The sequence below is a fragment of the Polynucleobacter alcilacus genome (assembly GCF_018881545.1).
Taxonomy (GTDB): domain Bacteria; phylum Pseudomonadota; class Gammaproteobacteria; order Burkholderiales; family Burkholderiaceae; genus Polynucleobacter; species Polynucleobacter alcilacus.
In genome coordinates, this window is record NZ_JACVQD010000001.1 from 1,113,941 (window position 1) to 1,134,231 (window position 20,291).

Below are 20,291 nucleotides of genomic sequence, written 5' to 3' on the forward strand. Positions count from 1 at the left end.
ATTCATGGCAACACTTTCACTTGGACAAACTACGCAATACCCAGATCAATACGATCCAAGTTTGCTCTTTCCTATTCCCAGAATAGAGAATCGTAAAAAACTAGACCTGAAAGAAGACCAAGCTCTGCCATTTGTGGGTGTCGATATTTGGAATGCATTTGAGCTGAGCTGGCTGAATAAAAAAGGGAAGCCCCAAATCGCTTTAGCAGAATTTCAGATTCCAGCCGACTCTCCCAACATGATCGAGTCCAAATCATTCAAGCTTTATCTCAATAGCCTCAACAACACGCGCTTTGAGGATGAGAATGAAGTCAAAGAAAGGCTCATCACAGACCTATCCACAGTTGCTGGTAGCAAAATCACCACTCGTATTCATTCAACTGAACTAGTTGCCAAAAAAGGGATGCAAGAAATGGGCGGGGTTTTGATGGATCGTCTGGATATTGAGGTTGATCCGAGTCTGCCAGCCGACCCCTCACTACTTGGCATCAATGAAGACTTTGGTCCGATTGAGCAATGTCTTGTTTCGCATTTACTTAAATCGAATTGCCCCGTAACTGGGCAACCCGACTGGGCTAGTGTACAAATCCGTTATCAAGGTCGCCCCATCTTAGAGGAGGGCTTATTGCGCTACCTCATCGGCTTTAGGCAATTAGGTGAGTTTCATGAACATTGTGTCGAAACCATCTTCTGCGACATCAAACGCCAGTGCAAACCTGACAAGCTATCTGTTTATGCCCGCTATACCCGACGCGGTGGCCTAGACATCAACCCATTCAGAACTGATCACAACTCTCCATGGCCTGAAAATGTTCGCCATGCACGACAATAAAAAATCTATTTTGAATTGAAGTAAATAAAAACCCCTTGTAGGAAATCCTAGAAGGGGGTTTTGCGACTCAACTCACCATCAAATTACCGTTGAATGAATGAGACGTTCTTAGAACGGAATATCGTCATCCATTGCGCCGAGTGATGCGGCATTTGAAGATGCTGGAGCAGACTGCTCAGCCGGCTTTGAGCGTGCATAGCTTTCGCCACCGTCACCGCTTCCGCCTACTGGCTTGCCGCCAAGCATCTGCATTGTGTCAGCAACAATCTCAGTGGAATACTTTTCCTGGCCACTAGCATCAGTCCATTTGCGAGTGCGCAAACGACCTTCAACATACACCTGTGAACCTTTTTTGAGGTACTGACCAGCGATTTCTGCAAGCTTGCCAAAGAATGCAACACGATGCCATTCTGTGGTTTCTTTCATTTCGCCAGTTTGTTTGTCTTTGTAGCGATCTGAAGTTGCTACTGAAATATTCGTAACAGCGTCGCCGCTTGGCATATAACGCGTTTCTGGATCACGTCCTACGTTACCTACGATGATGACCTTATTTACCGAAGCCATGTTGTCTCCCGAAGAAAAATACTACCGTTATTACTGCTAAAAAATAAAGCTAAGGCGATGTCTCTATGGCTACTTCCTTTGATTTTGCTGACCTCACAGGCATTTCACCCATTGACCAAGCAATTATAAGCCAGCCAAATAAGAGCGCCGCACTGATCTGAAAGACCGATATATCGCCAAGGATATCGATTAAATATCCTCCAACCGCGGCCCCAAAAAACAACCCAATTGATTGCGAGGTATTAAAAATACCTAAGGCAGCCCCTTTTGATTGATTAGCGAAACGCGATACCAAAGAGGGCAACAATGCTTCGAGTAAGTTAAATCCGACAAAATAAATCAATAAAGTGGCCGCAATCAAAATGATTGAGTTCGCCTGAGAAAATAAAATCTCAGCAATAAAAAGAAAAATGATTGCCAATAAAAAAACGGGTCTTAAACGCTGATGTTTCTCACCAACAATCAAAATAGGCGCCATTAGGGCAAATGAAAGCAAAACCACTGATAAATAAATCATCCAATGCTCAGCTAGAGGTAAACCAGCGTCTACTAATAGATGTGGCATTACCAGAAACATTGCTACTTGAGTTGCGTGCAGGAAAAAGACGCCAAAATTGAGACGCATGAGCTCTGGAACGAAAAAAACTTCTTTTAAAGAAGCTTGCTGTACTTTGACTACTATCCCATTACTTGGCAAAACATAATAAGTAACAAACATAGCAATCACGCCAAGAATCGCCAGCACAAGAAAAATTCCACTCAGGCTCATCAGTCGATAGATCGGTGCAGCGATTACTAGAGATAATGCAAATGAGAGGGCAATACTGCCGCCTACTAAGGCCATGGCTCGAGTCCGAACCTGCTCTCTGGTCAGGTCAGCGACCCAGGCTGAAATAGCAGCCGATACCGCCCCTGCCCCCATAATCCCACGCCCAATAGTGATCCATAGGAGATCATTCTTGGCAGCACAGATCAGGGCACCAGCTACAAATAAGGAAAGTCCCCATAAAACTACTGGTTTGCGGCCAATGCGATCGGAAAGGCGCCCCAAGGGAATATAGAAGCAAGCCTGAACAATATTGAAAATCCCAAGGGATAGGCCTACCCAAAGAGCGTGCTCTCCACCCGGCAAGCCCCGTGCATGAATGCTAAAGACCGGCAAAAGCAGAAAAAGGCCCAGCATTCGGAGGCCAAAGATGCCTGCTAAGGCCAGAGTAGAGCGAAGTTCAGAAGGATTCATGGGAAAGAGCTATATTAACAAGTTACGCTAAAAAATCATGAATAACGAAATTAAGATCCGCGGTGCACGCACCCACAACCTCAAAAACATCAATCTAGACATTCCTAGAGAGAAACTCGTCGTGCTGACTGGCTTATCCGGTTCAGGTAAGAGCTCATTGGCTTTTGATACGCTCTATGCTGAAGGCCAGCGTCGTTATGTGGAGTCACTCTCTGCTTATGCGCGTCAGTTTTTGCAGCTAATGGAAAAACCTGATGTTGATACGATTGAAGGACTCTCGCCAGCGATTTCGATTGAGCAAAAAGCAACGAGCCATAACCCACGCTCGACAGTGGGTACGGTTACAGAGATCCACGATTACCTACGCTTACTCTTTGCCCGTGCAGGTACACCACATTGTCCCGATCATGATCTTCCTCTAGAAGCGCAAAGCGTTTCTCAAATGGTCGATACCGTGCTATCGATGCCTGAAGATACCAAGTTAATGATTCTTGCTCCCGTTGTCAGTGAGCGTAAAGGCGAATTCGTCGACCTCTTCCAGGACCTGCAAGCACAAGGCTTTGTTCGCTTTCGCGTCCGCTCTGGAGGCGGTACAGCTAATGCTGCTAAAGCAGAAATATTTGAAGTTGACCAACTACCAGTACTAAAGAAAAACGATAAGCATTCAATTGAAGTGGTGGTTGATCGCATTAAAGTGCGCCCTGATATTCAGCAACGTCTTGCCGAATCTTTCGAGACCGCTCTTCGTCTTGCTGACGGCAAAGCCATGATTGTCGATATGGATACTGGCAAAGAAATGATTTTCTCTAGTAAGTTTGCTTGCCCGGTTTGCTCATACTCGCTTCAAGAATTAGAGCCACGTCTCTTTTCATTTAACAACCCGATGGGTGCTTGTCCATCTTGTGATGGTCTTGGACATCAATCTTTCTTTGACCCTAAAAGGATTGTGGCCCACCCTGATTTATCACTAGCCTCTGGTGCCATTAAAGGCTGGGATCGGCGCAATCAGTTCTACTTCAAACTGCTGCAGACCCTGGCTAAGCATGGTGGCTTTGATGTGGAGAAGCCATTTGAGACCCTCTCCAAGAAGCAACAGGATCTGGTCTTGTTGGGCTCTGGTGATGTCACCATTCCGTTTGAATACATTAATGAACGGGGCAAGAATAGTATTCGGGAACATGCCTTTGAAGGGATCGTAGCGAACTTCGAAAGACGTTATCGCGAAACCGATTCGATGACGGTCCGTGAAGAACTTGCACGCTACCAAAATGTACAGACCTGTCCAGAATGTAATGGTAGCCGCCTTCGTAAAGAGGCGCGCTTTGTCAAAGTGGGTGATAAAAAACAATCGCGCGCCATTTATGAAATCAGCGCCTTACCCCTTAAAGAAGCAAAAGAATATTTCGAAGCGCTTGAACTGAAGGGTGCCAAACGAGAAATTGCCGACAAGATTGTGAAAGAAATCAGTGCGCGTTTGCGCTTTTTGAACGATGTAGGTCTAGATTATCTATCCCTTGAACGAAGTGCCGATACCCTTTCTGGCGGAGAAGCCCAGCGGATTCGCCTAGCCTCCCAAATTGGCTCTGGCTTAACGGGCGTGATGTATGTCTTAGATGAGCCCTCGATTGGTCTCCATCAACGTGATAATGACCGACTCATCGGCACGCTAAAACACTTACGTGACTTAGGCAACAGTGTCTTAGTAGTTGAGCACGATGAAGATATGATTCGCGCTTCTGACTGGGTCATTGATATTGGCCCCGGTGCTGGTATTCATGGCGGAGAGATTGTTGCCCAAGGCACTCCAGCGGAAGTAGAAGCAAATCCCAATTCCTTAACTGGCGCCTATCTTTCTGGTCGTGAAGCAATTGCCGTTCCTGAAAAACGCATCCCTGTGAATGATCGCTTTCTAGAAATCATTGGCGCACGCGGAAATAACCTGCAATCAGTGCACGCCAAAATTCCAGTTGGATTACTCACTTGCGTAACGGGGGTTTCAGGCTCAGGTAAATCGACCTTAATCAACGATACTTTGCATCATGCAGTAGCCCATCATCTGTATGGCTCCAATGCAGAGCCAGCAGCGCATGATGCAATCAAGGGTCTGGAGCATTTCGATAAAGTGATTAGCGTTGATCAATCCCCGATTGGTAGAACGCCGCGCTCAAATCCCGCTACCTACACAGGTCTCTTTACCCCAATTCGTGAACTCTTTGCAGGCGTGCCAGCGTCACGTGAGCGTGGCTACGAAGCTGGCCGCTTCTCTTTTAACGTCAAAGGTGGTCGCTGCGACTCTTGTGAAGGTGATGGCGTTCTCAAAGTAGAGATGCACTTCCTACCAGATGTCTACGTACCTTGCGATGTGTGCCACGGAAAACGTTACAACCGGGAAACTTTAGATATTCGTTACAAGGGCAAGAATATTCATGAAGTCCTTTCGATGACGATTGAACAAGCACATGAATTTTTTGAAGCTGTACCAGTTGTTAAACGCAAACTCAAAACCCTGTTAGATGTTGGCCTAGGCTATGTCAAACTAGGACAAAGCGCAACAACCCTATCAGGCGGTGAGGCCCAACGAGTAAAGCTTTCCTTGGAATTATCCAAACGGGATACAGGTAGAACGCTGTATATCCTAGACGAACCAACAACCGGTTTGCATTTCCATGACATTCAACTTTTGTTAACGGTTATCCAAACACTTAAGAAGCAAGGCAACACGATTGTCATCATTGAGCACAACCTAGATGTGATCAAAACTGCTGACTGGATAATTGATTTAGGACCCAAAGGCGGCGCTGGAGGTGGGCTAATTATTGCTACCGGTACGCCTGAAGAAGTTGCCAAGAATGAAGCGAGCTTTACTGGTCATTACTTAGCCCCCTTGCTCACTCGTAAAGCTCCGCCCGTTAAGAAAAAGAAGTCATTGGTAGACTAGGCATATCTCAGAGTAACTTTGCTTCAGCCAAATCGGTTGCCTCTGAATTACCTGAGATCACCAAAATGTCATTCGCCTGCAGGATGAGCTCTGGACTGAGGGCTAACTTGACATAGTCTGAGTTGGCCTCCTTGCGGCGCACAGCTTGCACATTAACCCCGTCATCCTCAAGTTTAAGTTCACTCAAGGCCTTGCCAACTGCTTGGGAGTGCGGCAATAAGGTAATCGTATGCAGACGCCAAGATTCATTCGACCCAAAGTCGTCATCTGCAGAGCCTCGGAAATACCCCCTCAATAAGCTATAACGTGCTTCGCGCGCACTAGTAATGCGTCTGACTACCTTACGCATTGGAACGCCCATCATGAGTAAGACATGAGAAGCAATCATCAGGCTGCCCTCAATGAGCTCAGGCACTACCTCTGTGGCGCCAGCAGCTTGCAGCTTCTTAATATCAGCATCATCTCGTGTTCGCACTAGCACCGTCATACCGGGACGCAATTGTTCCACTTGTCGCAAGACCCGCAGGCTTGCTGCGGTATCAGCGTAAGTAATCACTACTGCTTTCGCTCTGGAGAGTCCAGCGGCCACTAGATAGTTCTCACGACTCGCATCACCATAGACCACGTTATCTCCTGCAGCGGCAGCTTCTTTTACGCGATCAGGATCCAAATCTAAAGCGATATAAGGAATCTTTTCTTGGTCAAGCATGCGCGCCAAGCTTTGACCTGAACGGCCAAAACCACAAATCAATACATGATTTTCATTGCGCACACTTTTTGCGGCAACTCGTGTTAAAGCAAGAGATTGCAATAACCACTCATTGTTTGAGAAACGCATTGCGATGCGATCGCTGTATTCAATTAGGAAGGGAGCGCCGAACATAGAGATCAGCATCGCAGCAAGTATTGCTTGGCTCAAGACTGGATCAATTAAATCTAAGCCATCAATTTGAGTCAGCAATACAAATCCAAACTCTCCGGCCTGAGCTAGACATAAGCCGGTCCTAATCGATATCCCAGGACTAGAGCCAAAGACCCGGGATAACAAAGCAATCAGACCAAACTTGAATATCAATGGCCCTATTAATAAAAGCATAACTAACAGCCACTGCTCGCGGATGACATTCAAATCCAGCAGCATACCAATCGTAATAAAGAAAAGTCCTAGTAAGACATCGCGGAATGGTTTAACGTCTTCTTCAACCTGATGGCGGTATGGCGTTTCTGAAATCAACATGCCAGCCAAGAATGCGCCAAGCGCTAATGACAAACCAAAGTACTCTGTTAGACCCGCCATCCCCAACACGATTAACAAGAGATTTAACATGAATAGCTCTTGTGACCGTAACTTAGCGACCAACTTGAACCAATGGCTCATGAGTGATTGGCCAATAAAGAAAATGAGCACTAAGGCGATCGTGATTTTGATGGAGGCCGTCGTGAGAGCAACAAATAAGTCTGAAGGATTTTTACCCAGAGACGGCAGCAAAATCAACAGGAATACCACGGCCAAATCTTGGAATAACAAAATACCTACGACATTGCGACCATGCTCGGTTTCTAATTCAGCTCGATCTGAAATCAGCTTAGTGACAATGGCAGTGGATGACATCGCTAGGGCTCCGCCTAGAGCAATCGCAGCTTGCCATGAAATCGGATAAATCCAGTTCATCAGAAGACTAGCGGGAACAGCCAAGAGCATGGTCAAGATGACTTGGCTGACACCAAGCCCAAATACGATCTTGCGCATTGACCGCAGCTTATGAAGGTTGAATTCAAGCCCGATCGAAAACATCAGGAAAACCACCCCAAATTCAGCCAAATACTTCACCGTAGCCGAATCATTCGCGAAGGCCAGGGCATGGGGGCCTATGAGTACCCCAATGGCCAAATAGCCCAAAATCGGGGGTAAGCCAAAATAGCGGAAAATAACCACTCCGGCCACACCAGAGGCCAAGAGAATGAGAGTTAACTGAAGGACTGACGGCATATACTTACTTGATGATAGCTAAGACTCGTGAACGTACCCTAAAGCTTGCGCGCGACACCCTCACTATTGAGGCTGCTGCGCTGCAAACCATGCGCGACCGCCTTGAAGGCGCCAATGCAGATGCCCTTGTGCTAGCCGTTGAACTACTCCATGCTTGCAAGGGCAGAATTGTGGTTTCGGGTATCGGCAAATCTGGTCACATTGCTCGCAAAATTGCCGCTACTTTTGCCTCTACAGGCTCCCCTGCCTTTTTTGTCCATCCAGCAGAAGCCAGTCATGGTGATTTAGGTATGGTGACTCGAGAGGATGTGTTTGTCGCTCTTTCGAATTCTGGCGAGACCGATGAACTCTTAACTATTGTCCCCATCGTCAAGCGTACCGGTGCAAAACTCATTGCGCTCACCGGCGCTCCGAACTCCTCTTTAGCAAAGTTAGCAGATGCCCATCTGGATACGAGTGTTGAAAAAGAAGCTTGCCCTCTCAATCTAGCGCCAACATCAAGCACTACTGCTGCCTTGGCAATGGGTGATGCTTTAGCGGTTGCGCTCTTAGATGCCAGAGGTTTCGAAGCAGAGGATTTCATACGCTCACATCCTGGCGGCAGACTTGGTCGCAAACAATTAATGCATGTCAGTGAAGTCATGCGCAGCTTTGAAGATACGCCAAAGATTTCTATAGAGGCTTCTTTACAAGATGCCCTTTTAGAAATGACTTCAAAGCGGATGGGTATGGTCGTGACCTTAGAAAAAGGCAACACAGTGTTTGGCATTCTGACAGATGGTGACTTGCGTCGCTTACTAGAAAAGAGCACTAATCTAGATGCACTTACCCTCAAAAGCGCTACTAGGCCTGGTCCTCGCACGATTCCACCGGAGCTTCTGGCAGAAGAGGCCATCGAGATGATGGAGAAACATCGCATCAATCATTTAGTGGTAACCGATCGCAATGGACAATTATTGGGCGCCCTCAATCTGCACGATTTATTTGCCGCCAAAGTAATTTAATCCAGCCTCTTACTTAGATGAACTTTTATGTCTAGCGCTTTTAATACTCACAACACCAACCCTCTTGCGCAATATCCACAAGCATGGGATCGCGCTGGCAAAGTCAAACTACTCGTGTTAGACGTGGATGGCGTTCTCACCAATGGCCAGGTTTGGATTGGTGCGGATGGCAAAGAATCGCTCAAGGGATTTGATATTCAAGATGGTCTGGGTATTAAATTATTAGAGCAGTGTGGTATTCCAACGGCGATCATCACTGGCCGAAACTCCAAAATGGTTTTGTCTCGCTGTGAAGAGCTTGGAATCAAGCAGGTTCATATGGGCGTAGAAAATAAAGCGTTGGCATTAGATCAAGTGCTTAAAGCGCTTGGACTTAATATGGCGGATTGCGCGGTGATGGGCGATGACTGGCCTGATCTTGCGATGATGAAGAATGCCGGAATGCGAGTCTGTCCTGCTCAAGCACATGAAGCAGTAAAAGAGTTTGCCCATCTAGTCACCACCCACACTGGCGGCAATAGTGCAGTCCGGGAACTCTGTGACCTCATTCTGAAAGCCCAGAACCGCTATGAAGAGTTGCTGAAGAAGGCCAAAAGCTAAGTAATGCAATTAAATTCTCGACAAATCAAACTCGGCATTGGTCGCACCCTATTGCGCCTAATGCCATTGATTTTCATGGGCGCTCTAACCTTAGCTACTTTTTGGTTGGTCCAAAAAAATACTCCAGCAGAAAAATCTGCCCTTGAGCGTGCCAGGCTCCATGAACCTGACTACACCATAAACGATGGCGCGCTTAATGCACTCAATGAGTTCGGCGCTACCAAATATCGAATTCTGGGCAAGAAAGTGATTCATTATGATGATGATGCTTCAATTGACATTGTCACTCCGCAGATGCGCCTCTTTCAAGCCGAGAAAGCGCCAGTGACCGTGAAATCAGATACCGGACATCTTGATGGCGACCTCACGATTTTGGATTTATTCAATAATGCATCGATCTTTCGGCCAGCCCAAGCAGCTAGCGCAACAGAGCCAGCCACCCTACGCATGCTAGCAACTTCAAGTTATTTTAAGGTGCTCATTAATGATGACATTATCGAAACCAATAAGCCCATCACTCTTGAGCAGGGTATGTCGGTCATGAACTCTACTGAAGGCGGTATCTTTGATAATGTTCAACAAAGTATGATGCTATCCGGTCAAGTTAAAGGACGGATTGAACGAGCGCCCCGTGTAACTCAATAAATGCATAAAGTAACTTATCCAAACCTCCGCTTTGCTGTTGTATTGTTCTCATCGCTCCTTACCCAGGCGGGAGATGTTAACGCTGAAAAGGCGGATCAAGATAAGCCCATTATTCTTGAAGCAGAAAAAGTTTCTGTAAATGACGTGCAACAAATTTATGATTTGAACGGGCAAGTGTTACTCATCAAAGGCAGCATTGTGATTACCGGTGAAGATGGCCACATTCAGGTTGACCCCGAAGGCTACGAATCTGTAGACGTTAAGGGCACACCCGATGCAGTCGCCTCCTTTAGGCAACGTCGCGAAGGTTTAGCAGACGAATTCATGCAAGGGCAAGCAAGTCAAGTTGTCTACAACGCTAAAACCGAAATCCTCACATTAACTGGTGATGCGAAGCTCAAGCGCCTTTTAAACATGCAGATGCTAGATCAATTGCGTGGCTGGAAAATTGAATACGACGATGTAAAGCAGTACTATCGAGTTACACCTCCAACAAATGCAAAGCCGGATGATCTGCCCTTGGCTAGAGCAATCCTTTCACCGAGAAGAAAAGCCACATTAGAGAAATGACAACGGATTTAGTGCAACCCAATCAGGCGGCAACACTCACGGCCCACAATTTAAAAAAACGTTACGGCTCTCGTACTGTCGTTCGTGACGTTTCTATCCAAGTAAAATGTGGTGAAGTTGTAGGCCTCCTGGGCCCGAATGGCGCTGGTAAAACCACTTCGTTTTATATGATCGTTGGCCTAGTTCCACTCGATGGCGGAAACATTGTTTTAGATGGCGCAGATATCACTCACTTGCCTATCCATGAGCGTGCGCGTATGGGCTTATCCTATCTTCCCCAAGAAGCCTCTGTCTTTAGAAAGCTCAATGTTGCTGAGAATATTCAGGCAGTTCTTGAGCTCCAAGTACAAGGTGGCAAACCCCTTAGCAAAGCGGATATTGCTGCGCGCCTTGACGAGCTTTTGGGCGAACTGCAAATCAGCCATCTACGCAACAATCCAGCCCTATCATTGTCTGGAGGAGAGCGCCGACGGGTTGAGATTGCGAGGGCCCTGGCTTCTCAGCCGAAATTTATCTTGTTAGATGAGCCATTTGCTGGTGTTGACCCTATTGCCGTTGGGGAAATTCAGCGGATTGTGCGCTTCCTTCGGGATCGCCAAATAGGCGTACTCATTACCGACCACAACGTTCGTGAAACCCTCGGTATTTGCGACCACGCCTACATCATCAGTGAGGGTAGCGTCCTGGCTGAGGGTAAGCCTGACCAGATTATCCAAAACGACGCCGTGCGTAGAGTCTACTTAGGCGAAAACTTCCGAATGTAAGCTAGATCGCTTGCCTGGCAATTTATGCAATAAAAGTGACTTCCCCTCTTGGTTTTCAGCAAATTCGCTGATACGCTGGAGGTTCATGAAGTTTCTTTCAAAAAAATACTGTTCAAATCATTTTAGGGGCTTGCTGCGCACCCCATGCATGAGCCTGCGCAAGCATATATAAGAGGAGATGCTAATGAATTTAAAAATTAATAGCCGCCATCTGGAAGTAACACCAGCCATGCGTACGCACCTTGAGGCTGGGATGGCCAAAATTCGTAAGCACTTTGACCATGTCATTGATGCTTCCGCCTTTCTCGTTGTGGATAACGCCAAAGAAAAGGAACTCCGTCAAAGTGCCGAGATAACCATTCACCTCAAAGGTAAAGAATTATTCGCTGAAGCACACAATGCCGATCTATACCACGCAATGGATGCAGTGGTTGACAAACTCGAGCGCCAAGTTGTAAAGCACAAAGAAAAGCTCCAAGATCACCATCACGATAAGCGATTTGAGTAATCCCGAATGTCAGGACACCTATAATCAATTCACATGAATGCCCTGATAAATCTTTTTACCCCTGACTGCATTGCATTAGACAATCCTGCCAAAAGCAGGGCTGATGCATTTGCAGCCGCTGGCGGCCTATTCTCCAAGCAGTCTGGTCTTGAAGCTAGCGCTATTGTTGACTTTCTAAATGCACGTGAAGATTTAGGATCTACCGCACTTGGTGCAGGTGTTGCCATCCCCCATGGTCGCGTGAAAGGCCTCAAGCAGCCCATTGCTGCCTTACTAAAACTAAAAGACCCAATTGAGTTCGCTGCGCCAGATGGGGAACCAGTTTCCATTCTGATTTTTTTGTTAGTGCCAGAAAAAGCAACTCAACAGCATTTAGAAATCCTATCTTCTATCGCCCAATTACTGTCCGATGCAGATGCCCGTCAATTTTTGTCATCTGCAAATGATCCAATCAAAGTATGCGAGCTATTGCAGCAATGGGGTAAAACAAAATGACGCAGCCATTACTTCTAGAGGGAGTAAACGCTCAGCAAATCTTTGATGACAATGTTTCAGATCTCAAGCTTTCCTGGATCGGCGGCTTAGAAGGTGCCGATCGCACTTTCCCAATTGAAGCTGTGAGGGCTGCTGCGGCTAGCTCTGACTTAGTAGGTCACTTAAACCTGATACATCCAAGTCGCATTCAGATCTTTGGCGTTCAAGAAGTGGATTACCATGCGGCCTTAGATCCCAAACAGCGGCAGGAGCAGATTGCCAACTTAATTTCTAAAACTCCGCCTTGCGTCATTGTGGCTGATGGCAAATCTGCAGACCCCGATCTTCAACTCTTTTGCCAGCGCTCTTCAACACCTTTATTCACTACCAATATCTCTGCGGCAGAGGTCATCGACCATCTGCGCACTTACTTAACCAAAATTGGTGCGCCCCAAATCACGATGCATGGTGTATTCATGGATATTTTAGGTCTAGGTGTTTTGCTAACCGGTGACTCAGGTCTCGGCAAAAGCGAATTGGGTCTTGAGCTCATTTCTCGTGGGCATGGTTTGGTTGCTGATGATGCTGTTGATTTTGCACGTCTTGGCCCGGATTACATTGAAGGTCGTTGCCCTGTCATCTTACGCAACCTACTTGAGGTTCGTGGTCTAGGTCTTCTCGATATTCGCACTATCTTCGGCGAAACCGCTGTACGTCGCAAACTCAAGTTGCGTCTGATCGTGCAACTCGTTCGGAGAACTGATGGCGAGTTCGAAAGACTTCCTTTAGAAGCACAGCATATTAATGTATTAGGCCTCCCTATTCGTACCGTCAAAATTCAGGTGGCTGCTGGTCGTAACTTAGCAGTGTTGGTGGAGGCAGCAGTTCGGAATACTATTTTGCAATTACGTGGAATTGACACGCTGAAAGAATTTATGGAACGTCAGCGCATTCAAATGAATGCTGAAGCCGATTCTTTAAAAACGCAAGGGCGCTTACTCTAAGTCATGCAAATTAATCTGATTACCGGAATCTCTGGCTCGGGTAAATCAGTTGCCCTAAGGGCTTTTGAGGACGCAGGCTATGACTGTGTGGATAACCTGCCTGTTTCACTCTTAGAAAGTCTCATTCACACTCTGGAGAAAGAAAACAGTGAGCGTATAGCCGTGGCGATTGATGCCCGGCGTGGTGAATCGATTGCCGAGCTGCCCTCCATCCTAGAAAATTTACGCAGCCATCATCAGGTGCGCGTGGTTTTCTTAAACGCTGATACCAACACATTGGTGCAGCGCTTTTCAGAAACTCGCCGACGCCATCCGCTTTCCAAAAGCACTACCCAGACTCAATCTACTACTCTAATTGAGGCCATTGATAACGAGCGCGCCCTACTCGAGCCGCTACGTGCCCAAGCACATAGCATTGATACAAGTAATTTGCCTTCCCATGCATTGCGCTCTTGGATTCAGGATCTTCTGAAAGACAAACCGCTCGGGCTTACTGTTGTTTTTGAATCCTTTGGATTTAAAAAAGGGGTGCCCAGCGATGCGGACCTAGTGTTTGATGTTCGCTGCCTACCAAACCCCCATTACGACAAAGTCTTAAGACCTCTCACCGGCAACGATGAGCCAGTAAAAGAATTTCTAGAAAAAATTCCGGAAGTAATCAGCATGGAGAGTGACATTACCCAATTTATTGAAAAATGGTTGCCACAATACATAGCGGATGGTCGTAGCTATTTGACAGTAGCCATTGGCTGTACTGGCGGACAGCATCGCTCTGTCTATTTAGTCAACCGCCTTAGCGAATACTTCCGTGCAAATAAAGAGTTAAATACTCTGCAGCTTAACTTTTTGGACCGCCACCGCGAACTAGACTCAATCCCTGCAATAAAAGTTTAATTGGTTGAGGCAGGCCGTATCGTCCTAATTGATTGAGGGGCACCCACTTAAAATGTGGGCTCGTCAATTCCACAGGCTTTAAGGAATGCACTTCCCAAATTTGCATCCATAGACGGCGATGCGTAAAAATGTGTTTGATCTGTTGGCCTTGCTTTAAACCCCCAAAGGACTCTAGTAAAACAGGGCCCTTCTCGTCAGGTAGCGCCTCTTCCAATAATGTCTTTAAGGCTGTATGGGGCTTTCCAAGTCCGGCAGATCTTGGTTTCCATGGAGATTCTGGTATGGACCATAGGCCGCCCCAGATTGCCGTAGTAGGACGCTTTTGCAAAAGAACCGTATTGTCAAATCGAATCAATAACATGTTGCAATCAAATTCCGGAGATTTTGCCTTCACTACCTTTTGCGGAAGGGCTAGCACTTGGTTACTTAAATTAGCCTGACAATCCCTAGAAAAAGGGCATTTTTTCTCATTAGTGATGCACACCGGCTTTCGCGAAGTACACCAGGTTGCCCCAAAATCCATCAATGCTTGCGTATAGGCCGGCATATCCTGAGAATGCCTTGGTAGCAATTCTGTGGCTAAATCCCACAGGCGATCATTCACAACCTTTTCTTGTATTGCGCCTTCAATAGCAAATAAGCGCGCCAAAATTCTTTTGACATTCGCATCCAGAATGGGTGCCTTTTCCTGAAATGCAAATGCAGCAATGGCACCCGCAGTTGAGCGACCAACTCCTTTGAGTTGCATAAGGAGCAAAGGATCGCTCGGAAACTTTCCAGAAAAATCTTCCATCACTTGCTTAGCACAGGCATGCAAATTTCTAGCTCGAGAGTAGTAGCCTAAGCCAGCCCACTCAGCTAGTATCTCATCGATATCTGCTGCAGCTAATTTTTTCACTGTCGGAAAACGCTTCATGAAACGGGGGTAGCGCTCTAGCACGGTCGCTACTTGGGTTTGTTGCAACATGATTTCAGAAACCCATACGGCATAGGGATCTCGATTATTTTGCCAAGGCAAACCCGAGCGTCCACTGACCTTGTGCCAGGCAATTAGCTTCTTGGAAAAATTGTCCATCAACGTTTTTGACATTGGGGACAAAAATAGCTTGATCGTTGTCCTTGCACTATTTGGATGATCGGCGTCTTGCAAACCTTGCAGGGTAAGCCTTTGCGGTCATATACCTTAGTTTGAACCATGAAGTGACCAGGATCACCTTCACTATTGACAAAGTCTTTCAAACTACTACCACCAGCATCAATCGCTTTTTTCAAAATGATTCTGACTGCATCTGCTAAACGAATACACTGCGGACGGGTTAACTTACCCGCCGCTTTTGCCGGATGAATGCCAGCTCTAAACAAACATTCTGAACAGTAAATATTTCCAACACCAACCACCGCTTGACCAGCCAAGAGAAATTGTTTAACGGCAATACTTCTTTTACGAGAAGCTTGATACAAAATTTGGGCGCCAAGCTCTCCCGCAAACTCGGGTGAAAATGGTTCAACTCCAAGTTTTTGCAAGAGGACATGTTTCTCAAGCGCGCCATTTGTTTTGGGGTGCCATAACACTGCCCCAAATTTGCGAGGGTCATGCAAGCGCAAACTGAACTTGCCAAATTCAAATGTGATTCGGTCGTGTATTTTCAAAGGATCAGAGTGAGGCAAGACCCTGAGCGTTCCCGTCATTCCCAAATGAATCAGCAAGTGGCCAGTGTCTAGCTCAATTAAGAGGTACTTTCCGCGTCTATCGATGGAGTGCACCTGTTGACCTGGAAGGATCTTGGGCAAGCTGCTAGGTACCGGCCAACGTAGACGTCCATCAATCACTTTGACGGCACTTAGCTTTTGCCCCTGAATATGGGGGGCAATTCCTAATCTGGTGACTTCAACCTCTGGAAGTTCTGGCATAAATGCATTGTAGATTCGCAGATTAGAATGTGCTTATGAGCAAATTCACAATAAAGCCCTTTTTTCAGGGCTTACTCCTATTAGCGCTGACCTTAGGGGCGGCTATTTCAAGCCAGGCTCAGACCGCAGCAAATAGCGCGCAAGGTGGTCAGGTGATATTTGAAGTGCTGGCTTCCGAAATTGCCCTGCAACGAGGAGATGCTGGTTTAGCCTACAACACCTATATTGAAATGGCGCGCCAATATAAAGACCCTCGCCTAGCTCAAAGAGCCATGGAAATTGCGATTGCTGGTGGCTCACCTGACTTAGCCCTTCAAGCAGCAAAAACTTGGGATGAACTATCGCCGGCATCCCAAACAAAGCCAAAAGAGGTACTGATCACTCTGCTAGTTTTAAATAATCGCTGGTCGGATGCTGTGAAACCCGCAATTGCATTATTGAGTCAACAAACTCCTGCTCAACAAGAAATGCTGCTTTTGCAATTGCAAGCCTTACTCGCAAGAGCTAAAGATGAAACTGAGGCTTTGCGTGCTTTTTATGAGATTGCTTCGACTGTAAAAATAGCGCCAAAAGATCAAGGGCTCCTCTATACCTATGCCATGTCTGCCGAAAAGGCTGGGCGCTTGGATATTATGGAAAAAACCTTACGCGAGATTTTGCGCAAGAACCCCAATGATGCAAATTCTTTAAATGCATTGGGTTACTCATTAGCGGATCGCAATATCAAATTACCAGAAGCCTTTGCCCTAATTAGTAAAGCACATCAGCTTTCTCCTAAAGATAGCTTTATCTTAGATAGTTTGGGTTGGGTAAATTTTCGCCTTGGGAAAAATGCAATTGCATTAGAGCAACTTCAAGAAGCATTTACGATGAAACCTGAAGCCGATATCGCAGCGCATACTGGTGAAGTAATGTGGGTTATGAACCGCAAATCTGAAGCGGAAGAGATGTGGCGCCAAGGTCAAAAACTTGATGCCAATAACCCCACTTTAAAAGAAACCTTAAAGCGCTTAAAGCCTGACTGGACGACCCCCGAACAGCCTCCGAATAGCTCTTGGGACGGCCGCTTTGCAGTCAAAATCATCGGTATTACCGAAGCTCAAAATCAAGGTGGTTCAGGTGGATTTAGTTTGACGCAAGAAGCACTCAAAGATACTTTAGAGATTCGAAATCCCGTAGGCGGCTCGATTGCAAAAATAATAATCATGCCTGGTGAAGCAAGCCTTGAGCGCGACGGACAAATAGTGACTGCTATCGATGCCGATACCTTAGTACAAAACACTTTAGGCCTACCGCTCCCTGCACGTGGATTATCAAATTGGCTAAGAGGTGAAGTGCGGCCAGGTAGCGAGGCAAGCGTTGAAAGGAATCCTCAAGGTCAAGTCAGCAAAATTAACCAGGATGGTTGGGATTTGGTTTATGGCTGGGGCAAGAACAATCGCTTGGATAAACTCACCATGACTCGCAGCTCCAATATTGGTTCTATTGATATACGCTTGGTATTTGATCATCCAAATGACTAGTAATGGTTTAACGCTGCACTCACCAGCAAAACTTAATCTTTTTCTCCACATCGTTGGACGTCGTCCTAATGGCTACCACTTACTTCAATCCGTTTTTCAATTGATTGATTGGTGTGACACCCTCACCCTCAAGCCGATCTCCGAAAATGAAGTGCGTCGAATCAATCCGCTTCCTGGCGTGCCCGTGGAAAGTGATTTGGTTGTTCGTGCAGCAAGATTATTAAAAGAGTTTTACCAAGTTGAAAGTGGCATTGAGATTGACCTCAAAAAAGAAATTCCCATGGGTGCTGGATTGGGTGGCGGCTCTTCTGATGCAGCTACCACCCTCATTGGCCTAAATCTGATTTGGGACCTCCAATTAAGCACAGAGGCTTTAGCCAAACTGGGTCTTGAGCTTGGCGCTGATGTGCCCTTTTTCATCTTTGGCCAAAACGCTTTTGTTGAGGGAGTTGGCGAGACAATTCAAGAAATTGCCCTGGAAACTCGGGATTTTTTGATCCTCTTTCCTGGTCAGGGGATCGCTACTACACGCATTTTTCATGACCCAGAATTGACCCGAGATCACGCTCCGATTACAATAGATGGCTTTCTTGCGTCGCCATGGTCCTTTCAAACAAATGATTGTCAGGCTGTAGCGATGCGGATTTGTCCTGAAGTGAAGCAAGCTTTGGATTGGATTGGCCAAGCATTACCGGGTTCTAAACCCCGAATGACTGGTTCTGGAAGTAGCGTTTTTGCCGTCTTAGAGCCTAAGACTGACATCGTAAAACTAGAGAATCTTTTACAAAATCTTCCAAAAGGGTGGGTAAGTCGCATTGTTCGAGGGTTAAATAAAAATCCCGCTTACAATTTGACTTCTTCAGATTGACCTGTAGGGGAATCGCCAAGCTGGTTAAGGCACTGGATTTTGATTCCAGCATGCGAAGGTTCGAATCCTTCTTCCCCTGCCAAATACTGTAGAAACGATAAAGAAAACCTTTTGACCCCATAATGCCCTTAAGCCTATGACTTCCTCTACCCACACAGATTTACTGACCCTATTCACAGGTAATGCAAATCCTGTTTTGGCCGAGGCCGTAGCCAAGGAACTCAATCTTCCGATGGGTAAAGCCTTTGTTGGGCGATTCTCAGACGGTGAGATTCAAGTAGAAATTCAAGAAAATGTCCGCGGTAAAAATGTCGTTGTGATTCAATCAACCTGCGCGCCAGCTAACGACAACTTGATGGAATTAATGATCATGATTGATGCCCTGAAGCGCGCATCAGCAGGCCGCATTACCGCCGTGATTCCTTACTTTGGCTATGCGCGCCAAGACCGTCGCCCTCGTTCTGCACGAGTTGCTATCTCGGCCCGTATCGTCGCCAATATGCTCCAGTCTGTTGCTGGTATTGAGCGTGTGTTAACTATGGATCTCCATGCTGACCAAATTCAGGGTTTCTTTGATATTCCTGTAGACAATATTTATTCATCTCCCGTTCTGCTGGCTGACCTACAAGCTCAGAAAACCCAAAAAGACCTCATTATTGTCTCTCCAGACATTGGAGGCGTCGTACGCGCCCGTGCAATGGCAAAACAATTGGGGACTGACCTAGCGATTATTGATAAACGTCGCCCCAAGGCTAATGTTTCTGAAGTAATGCATCTGATCGGTGAAGTAGAAGGCCGCCATTGCGTCATCATGGATGACATCATTGATACTGGTGGAACGCTTTGTAAGGCCGCTGAGGCGCTAAAAGAGCGGGGTGCTAAGGGCGTTACTGCTTACTGTACTCACGCAGTCCTATCTGGTGGTGCGGTGGCTCGTATTGCTGCCTCTGAATTAGATGAGCTAGTCGTCACCGACACGATCCCTTTGACCCCCGAAGCAATGAAAGTCAGCAAAATCCGTCAATTAAGCGTTGCTCCTATTCTGGCCGAAACCCTTTCCCGCATTAGCAAGGGTGACTCCGTGATGTCGATGTTTGCTGAATAAGCCCAAAAACACTGTTTTACCCCGATTTTTGGCAGTTTTGCATCATTTCTAGGCAAAAATGCCTATTCCCACGATATAATCGAAGGCTTTTCTGTTTGGTCGCGAACGGAAATTAACCTTAACTAGGGAATTAAATATGAAAGTAGTAGCCTTTGAAAGAAGCGTACAGGGAACGGGTGCGAGCCGCCGTCTGCGCAATTCCGGTAAGACCCCGGGAATCGTTTACGGTAGTAAAGATCCAGTTGCTGTTATTGAGTTAGATCACAACGCACTGTTTCATGCTCTCCGCAAGGAAGCATTTCACTCATCTATTCTTGACTTGGAAATCGGCGGAAAAACACAACAAGTGTTGTTGCGTGATTACCAAATGCATCCATTTAAGCCACTGGTATTACACATTGACTTCCAGCGCGTTTCCGCGACTGAGAAAGTCCATATGCGTGTTCCATTGCACTTCACCAACGCTGAAACTTCAGCTGCAGTGAAGCTACAAGGTGCTGTTATTAGCCACATCATTACTGAACTCGAAATTTCATGCTTACCAGCAGACTTACCAGAGTTCATTGAAGTGGACCTTAGCAAGGTTGAAGTGGGTCACTCTATTCATGCTAAAGACGTTGCCTTACCAAAAGGCGTTAGCTTGGTATTGCATATTGAACAAGAGAATCCGGTTCTTGCAAACGCCCGTATTCCAACTGTTAAAGCTGCTGAGGCTGAAGAAGCTGCCCCTGCAGCTGCTGTTGCACCAGCTGCTGCAGCTGAACCTGCCAAAGATAAAGCTTAATACACTTAAGCCCCATTCTTTGCATCACGAAGGCCCGCACAAGCGGGCTTTCTTTTTTCTTTTTTGTAGAAAA

At 46.5% G+C, this 20,291-nt stretch carries 20 protein-coding genes and 1 tRNA gene; 16 read left to right on the top strand and 5 right to left on the bottom strand.

The window, feature by feature from the left end; translation table 11 throughout:
• Positions 1-4 precede the first annotated feature (4 nt).
• The gene (gene queF / locus ICN45_RS05645; protein ID WP_216174284.1) at positions 5-832 is read left to right on the top strand and encodes an NADPH-dependent 7-cyano-7-deazaguanine reductase QueF; all 828 of its coding nucleotides are present in this window, start codon (positions 5-7) and stop codon (positions 830-832) included.
• Positions 833-940: 108 nt separating this feature from the next.
• On the opposite strand, the gene ssb is transcribed toward queF, so the two are convergent.
• Positions 941-1,396, bottom strand: coding sequence for a single-stranded DNA-binding protein (gene ssb, locus ICN45_RS05650; RefSeq protein ID WP_216174287.1), 456 nt, complete (start codon positions 1,394-1,396; stop codon positions 941-943).
• Between the two features lie 49 nt (positions 1,397-1,445).
• On the bottom strand, positions 1,446-2,636 hold the full coding sequence (locus ICN45_RS05655) for an MFS transporter (RefSeq protein ID WP_216174290.1): 1,191 nt from the start codon (positions 2,634-2,636) through the stop codon (positions 1,446-1,448).
• Positions 2,637-2,673: 37 nt separating this feature from the next.
• On the opposite strand from ICN45_RS05655, the gene uvrA reads away from it, so the two are divergent.
• Positions 2,674-5,574, top strand: a complete 2,901-nt coding sequence (uvrA, locus tag ICN45_RS05660) for an excinuclease ABC subunit UvrA (RefSeq protein WP_216174293.1) — start codon at positions 2,674-2,676, stop codon at positions 5,572-5,574.
• Between the two features lie 7 nt (positions 5,575-5,581).
• On the opposite strand, the gene ICN45_RS05665 is transcribed toward uvrA, so the two are convergent.
• Positions 5,582-7,564, bottom strand: a complete 1,983-nt coding sequence (locus tag ICN45_RS05665; protein ID WP_216174296.1) for a monovalent cation:proton antiporter family protein — start codon at positions 7,562-7,564, stop codon at positions 5,582-5,584.
• Between the two features lie 11 nt (positions 7,565-7,575).
• Between ICN45_RS05665 and ICN45_RS05670 the strand changes: the two genes are divergently transcribed.
• The 9 genes from ICN45_RS05670 to rapZ all read left to right on the top strand — a co-directional run bounded on the left by ICN45_RS05670 (position 7,576) and on the right by rapZ (position 14,027).
• A complete protein-coding gene (locus tag ICN45_RS05670; protein WP_216174299.1) occupies positions 7,576-8,568 on the top strand; it encodes a KpsF/GutQ family sugar-phosphate isomerase in 993 nt (330 codons plus the stop codon).
• A gap of 27 nt (positions 8,569-8,595) precedes the next feature.
• Positions 8,596-9,168: a KdsC family phosphatase gene (locus ICN45_RS05675; RefSeq protein WP_216174302.1), complete on the top strand. Its 573-nt coding sequence runs from the start codon at positions 8,596-8,598 to the stop codon at positions 9,166-9,168.
• Between the two features lie 3 nt (positions 9,169-9,171).
• Positions 9,172-9,813: an LPS export ABC transporter periplasmic protein LptC gene (gene lptC / locus ICN45_RS05680; RefSeq protein ID WP_216174304.1), complete on the top strand. Its 642-nt coding sequence runs from the start codon at positions 9,172-9,174 to the stop codon at positions 9,811-9,813.
• The gene (gene lptA, locus ICN45_RS05685; protein WP_216174306.1) at positions 9,814-10,383 is read left to right on the top strand and encodes a lipopolysaccharide transport periplasmic protein LptA; all 570 of its coding nucleotides are present in this window, start codon (positions 9,814-9,816) and stop codon (positions 10,381-10,383) included.
• Complete coding sequence (gene lptB, locus ICN45_RS05690; protein WP_216174308.1) at positions 10,380-11,147, top strand: LPS export ABC transporter ATP-binding protein; 768 nt, start codon at positions 10,380-10,382, stop codon at positions 11,145-11,147. Before lptA ends, lptB begins: the two co-directional genes overlap by 4 nt.
• A gap of 184 nt (positions 11,148-11,331) precedes the next feature.
• On the top strand, positions 11,332-11,655 hold the full coding sequence (gene hpf, locus ICN45_RS05695; protein WP_216174309.1) for a ribosome hibernation-promoting factor, HPF/YfiA family: 324 nt from the start codon (positions 11,332-11,334) through the stop codon (positions 11,653-11,655).
• Positions 11,656-11,688: 33 nt separating this feature from the next.
• On the top strand, positions 11,689-12,150 hold the full coding sequence (locus tag ICN45_RS05700; RefSeq protein ID WP_216174311.1) for a PTS sugar transporter subunit IIA: 462 nt from the start codon (positions 11,689-11,691) through the stop codon (positions 12,148-12,150).
• Entirely contained in the window at positions 12,147-13,133 is a 987-nt protein-coding gene (hprK, locus tag ICN45_RS05705) for an HPr(Ser) kinase/phosphatase (RefSeq protein ID WP_216174313.1), read from the top strand. The genes ICN45_RS05700 and hprK overlap by 4 nt, the downstream gene beginning before the upstream one ends.
• Before the next feature lie 3 nt (positions 13,134-13,136).
• Complete coding sequence (gene rapZ, locus ICN45_RS05710; RefSeq protein ID WP_216174316.1) at positions 13,137-14,027, top strand: RNase adapter RapZ; 891 nt, start codon at positions 13,137-13,139, stop codon at positions 14,025-14,027.
• Here the strand turns inward: rapZ and mutY are convergent.
• Positions 13,972-15,102 (bottom strand): A/G-specific adenine glycosylase, encoded by a 1,131-nt coding sequence (gene mutY / locus ICN45_RS05715; RefSeq protein ID WP_255531104.1) that lies wholly within the window; start codon positions 15,100-15,102, stop codon positions 13,972-13,974. The two genes, rapZ and mutY, sit on opposite strands and share 56 nt — an antisense overlap.
• Positions 15,102-15,938, bottom strand: coding sequence for a bifunctional DNA-formamidopyrimidine glycosylase/DNA-(apurinic or apyrimidinic site) lyase (gene mutM, locus ICN45_RS05720; protein ID WP_216174322.1), 837 nt, complete (start codon positions 15,936-15,938; stop codon positions 15,102-15,104). Before mutM ends, mutY begins: the two co-directional genes overlap by 1 nt.
• A gap of 35 nt (positions 15,939-15,973) precedes the next feature.
• Between mutM and ICN45_RS05725 the strand changes: the two genes are divergently transcribed.
• From ICN45_RS05725 to ICN45_RS05745, 5 genes are all read left to right on the top strand, one after another.
• Positions 15,974-17,461 carry an outer membrane lipoprotein LolB gene (locus tag ICN45_RS05725; RefSeq protein ID WP_216174324.1) on the top strand — a complete coding sequence of 496 codons (1,488 nt, stop codon included), beginning with the start codon at positions 15,974-15,976 and terminating at the stop codon, positions 17,459-17,461.
• Positions 17,454-18,329: a 4-(cytidine 5'-diphospho)-2-C-methyl-D-erythritol kinase gene (gene ispE / locus ICN45_RS05730; RefSeq protein ID WP_216174327.1), complete on the top strand. Its 876-nt coding sequence runs from the start codon at positions 17,454-17,456 to the stop codon at positions 18,327-18,329. The genes ICN45_RS05725 and ispE overlap by 8 nt, the downstream gene beginning before the upstream one ends.
• Positions 18,330-18,334: 5 nt before the next feature.
• Positions 18,335-18,411, top strand: a tRNA-Gln gene (locus tag ICN45_RS05735).
• A gap of 54 nt (positions 18,412-18,465) precedes the next feature.
• Positions 18,466-19,434, top strand: a complete 969-nt coding sequence (locus tag ICN45_RS05740) for a ribose-phosphate pyrophosphokinase (protein WP_216174330.1) — start codon at positions 18,466-18,468, stop codon at positions 19,432-19,434.
• Positions 19,435-19,570: 136 nt separating this feature from the next.
• Complete coding sequence (locus ICN45_RS05745) at positions 19,571-20,218, top strand: 50S ribosomal protein L25/general stress protein Ctc (RefSeq protein ID WP_216174332.1); 648 nt, start codon at positions 19,571-19,573, stop codon at positions 20,216-20,218.
• Positions 20,219-20,291: the final 73 nt, after the last annotated feature.